The following is a 3,524-nucleotide window of genomic DNA, read 5'->3' on the forward strand; positions in this document are numbered from 1 at the left end:
CCCTCAAGGCGCGTCACGGACCCCCATCCGCGACAGCGCTCCCTCCCGCCAGCCCCCGGACCCTTCCTCAGTGAGGAGTGTCAAGCCGGACGGATCGGCAAACCGTTACGACAAAACCCTGGCGCCTCCCGCGCGCCGTTGAATCCCTCTCAATGCATGGCGGACCGCTCGTCGCGGCGGCCCATGGGGGCCCGGCGCGCGTGGGACGGCCGCTCGAAGTACTCCACCACCAGACCGCCGAACGGCACCCGGGGCCCATCCGCCTTCGGGTCCGCCATCCGCTGGAGCAGCGCCACCGCGCTGTCCACGGCCTCGTCAATCGCGCGGTTGATGCGCTGGCGCTCCGTGTCTCCACCGCCCAGCACCTCCAGGGCGTCCACCAGGCACCGCCGCAGCAGTGCGAACTCGTCGTGCAGGGCCCGCGCGCCACGCTCCGGCGCCAGGCGCAGCACCGCGCGGGTGCGGCTCCAGGGGCTGGACTCCACGCCCTCCAGCGTCAGCCCCAGCTCGCGGACGAAGGGCTCCACCAGTCCGTCCAGCAGGCTGGCGCCGGGAACGCCCTGGCCCTCGTGCGCCGCCAGCCGCATCCGCCGCCACAGGGCCGCGATGCGCTCCGGCTGCTTGCTGAAGACCCGGGCCGCCCCGGCCTTCTTCCGTCCCCGCTCCGCCGCCATGTCCGTTGTCGTCCGCATCGCGAACAAAGACATAGCAAGGGCTTTGCCAACGCCAGACGGTTGCTGGTTCCCAGTGAATCCGCCCACTTGGGCAATGGGGCTGCCCTGAAGGGTGGCCGGAGGACGTAAATCCTACGGGGCGGATGTTGAAAGGCGGGGGGCAGGGGAAGAACCTTCCCTGCCTGGGCACGCCGCGCCTCTCAGTGGAGCGTCGGCTTGGGCGGGCGGCCCGACGGGGCCTCGCCGTCCAGCTCGTACTCGCCGCTGGAGGACTCCGGCTCCTCGTCATCCGCGTCCGAACCGTCCGGGCCTTCCGGATGGCCCGCGCCCGACTCCAGGGCCTCCGGCGCGCCCTCCAGGGCCTCAGGCTGGCTGGGAGCGGACGGATTGGGCGGAGCCGCGGGCGTGGTGGCGCCGGGCCATTCCGGCCAGGGCAGGGCGGGGGACAGCGGCTCGGAGCCGTCCACGGGGATGGGCCCCGCGGCGCGGGCGGCGGCGAGCAGGCGCAGCGCGGCGTCCTCGGCGGCGTCCTCCGCGGCCAGCTCCGTCATCCGCGCGGCCTTCTGGCGCATGCGGCGCACGAAGGCGGCCACGCACAGCACGGAGGCGGTGAGCCACAGGAGCGCGGAGCTGGTGGTGAGCGGCAGCCAGCCGTAGCGGGCCGCGAGCCCCTCGCGCCAGTCCTGCTCCTCCAGCAGCAGCGACGTGCGGAAGGCCTTGCCGAAGGCCTGCTCGAAGGGCTCACCCGCGCGCACGCCGTCCACCAGCAGGCCCATGGCGTGCGAGCCGTGCTTGCCGGTGAGGAAGGCCACGAAGGCGGCGCTCTGCGCGTAGGCGATTTCGACGTCCGCGGGCACGTCCGGCCAGTCGTCGGACAGGTCCTCGAAGTGGAAGACGCGCTCCTGCGTCACCGCGCGGAAGAGGGCGCCGTAGTGGGCGACGGAGTAGCGCTCGTCGGTGAGGTTCTGCGCCACGCCCTCCTGGAACCAGCGCGGCCAGTCCTTCGCCAGCTGGCCCAGCGCCACGTGCGCCAGCTCGTGCCGCAGCGTGGTGGGCCCCTCCGCGTCGCTCAGGCTGAGCGCGTCCAGCAGGATGATCTGATGCCCGGGGTAGGCGAGCGCCACGGCCCAGCCCGGAGGCTTGCCACCGGGGAGCGCCAGGGCCTCGAACTCCTGGCGGCCCACGCCCAGGCGGATTTCCGTGGTGCCCGGCCAGTCTCGCCCGAGCATCGCGCCGAAGGCGTCCCGCACGCCTTCAATCTGCCCGGCCAGGGCCTTGGCCGCGCCCGCCGCCTTCGCGGTGTGCAGGATGACGAAGCGCTGCGTCTTCAGCTCCCCCGCGACGATGGCCGGGCGGGCGTGGGGCACGAGCGCGGTGTCCGTGACGACGGCCTCCGTGGCGTGGATGCCCCGCGGACCTGCCTCCTGCGCGAACACGCCCGGCGAGGCCAGCAGCATCATCAGGAAGGCGAACAGGCGGAGCATGCGTGGCCTCACGGTCCACCAGAGATAACAGCCTCGGCCGCCGCCGCATCAACCCCTTCCACCCTCAATCGCTTACGGCGCGACGTGTCACCCGCCACGAGTGTCACCTGGCGACGCGGCACGCCCAGCGTTTTGGCGATGAATTCCACCAGGGCCGCATTCGCTTCGCCATCCACGGGCGGCGCGGCGAGTTGGATCTTCAGCTGGCCGTCATGCTCGCCCACCACCCGGGTGCGGGACGCGCGCGGCTGGACGAGCACCGTCAGCTCCACCCCGGTCTGCACGGCTTTGAGCCAGGGGGCGGTCATGCGCGGGCGCTAGTCGTTGGAGGTGGCCTTCTTCTGCGACAGGAACGCGACGTTGTCCTCCACGCGCGCGTAGTCGCGGTCCGCGAAGGTGGGCGCGGCGAACGTCTCCAGCAGCTTGCGGTGGGCCTCCACGACGGAGCGCACCTGCGATTCGAACTGAGTGCGCTGGCGCTTGAGCTCGTTGATGTCCTCCACCACCTGCACCAGCCGCTGGTGCGCGCCGTGGACGATCTTCTCCGCCTGGTGCTCCGCGTCCGCGATGATGATCTCCGCTTCCTTCTTCGCGGCGTCCTTCAGGTCCTCGCTGATGCGCTGGGCGGTGACCATCGTCTCCTGGAGGGTGCGCTCGCGCTCCTGATGCTGCTCGAGCCGCGCCTGCGTGCGCTTCAGCTCCTCCTTGAGCGCGATGTTCTCCTTCACCACCTCCTCGAACTCGCCGGCGATCAGCTCCAGGTACGCGCCGACTTCGGGACGCGCGAAGCCGCGCATCACCGTCTCGAAGCGCTTCTGCCGGATGTCGAGGGGGGTGATCTTCATGCGCCCCAGTCTAACCCATACACGCGCGCACTCCAGGAATCGGCCCGGCGGGCTGGCGCGGCGTCAGGCCTGGAGGGCAGACAAGCAGGCGTGTTTCAGGGCGAGGCGGCCGGGGCGGCTTCCCACTGTGACGCCACCGAGCGCGCGGCGTTCTGCACCGCGTAGCCCACGCGGCTGTCCGCGGCCACGTCCTGCACCACCCGGCGGGCGGTGGGGGTGCGCTGATACAGAAGACCTCCCAGCGCTTGAATCTTCAGCGCGTCCGGCAGGCGCGGGTGGCGCACGACGTTGCCCAGGATCTCCTCCGCGCGGCGGTGCTGGAAGAGGGCCACCGCGCGCAACGCGGCCTGCTGGATGCGCGGGTTCGGGTCCCAGATGAACGCGGCCAGCGGGTCCAGGGCGCGCGCGTCACCCAGGAGCGCCAGGTCCTCGATGGCGAGCGTGCGGATCTCCTCCGGCGCGGGCTCCGCGGCCCACAGCAGGCCCCTCAGGAGGGAGACGTCGGAGGCTCCGGTTTCCAC

5 protein-coding genes are annotated in these 3,524 nt (G+C 71.9%); all 5 read right to left on the reverse strand.

Annotated features, from left to right (window positions below; genetic code table 11):
• Nucleotides 1-149: 149 nt before the first annotated feature.
• Complete coding sequence (locus D7Y21_RS40650) at nt 150-692, reverse strand: hypothetical protein (RefSeq protein WP_171427738.1); 543 nt, start codon at nt 690-692, stop codon at nt 150-152.
• 182 nt (nt 693-874) lie between these two features.
• On the reverse strand, nt 875-2,158 hold the full coding sequence (locus tag D7Y21_RS40655; RefSeq protein ID WP_121718572.1) for a peptidase MA family metallohydrolase: 1,284 nt from the start codon (nt 2,156-2,158) through the stop codon (nt 875-877).
• Nucleotides 2,159-2,166: 8 nt separating this feature from the next.
• The gene (locus D7Y21_RS40660) at nt 2,167-2,466 is read right to left on the reverse strand and encodes a DUF167 domain-containing protein (protein WP_120568104.1); all 300 of its coding nucleotides are present in this window, start codon (nt 2,464-2,466) and stop codon (nt 2,167-2,169) included.
• A gap of 9 nt (nt 2,467-2,475) precedes the next feature.
• Entirely contained in the window at nt 2,476-3,003 is a 528-nt protein-coding gene (locus D7Y21_RS40665; protein ID WP_014397740.1) for a DivIVA domain-containing protein, read from the reverse strand.
• Nucleotides 3,004-3,098: 95 nt separating this feature from the next.
• On the reverse strand, nt 3,099-3,524 hold a 426-nt coding region (locus D7Y21_RS40670; RefSeq protein ID WP_233612495.1), incomplete at its 5' end, for a HEAT repeat domain-containing protein.

The organism is Corallococcus sp. AB045, assembly GCF_003668895.1.
Classification (GTDB): Bacteria; Myxococcota; Myxococcia; order Myxococcales; family Myxococcaceae; genus Corallococcus; species Corallococcus coralloides.

Excerpts from the sequence above, each read along its gene's own strand:
- D7Y21_RS40650 (WP_171427738.1), bottom strand. The coding sequence starts at position 692 with ATGCGGACGACAACGGACATGGCGGCGGAGCGGGGACGGAAGAAGGCC.
- D7Y21_RS40655 (WP_121718572.1), bottom strand. The coding sequence starts at position 2,158 with ATGCTCCGCCTGTTCGCCTTCCTGATGATGCTGCTGGCCTCGCCGGGC.
- D7Y21_RS40660 (WP_120568104.1), bottom strand. The coding sequence starts at position 2,466 with ATGACCGCCCCCTGGCTCAAAGCCGTGCAGACCGGGGTGGAGCTGACG.
- D7Y21_RS40665 (WP_014397740.1), bottom strand. The coding sequence starts at position 3,003 with ATGAAGATCACCCCCCTCGACATCCGGCAGAAGCGCTTCGAGACGGTG.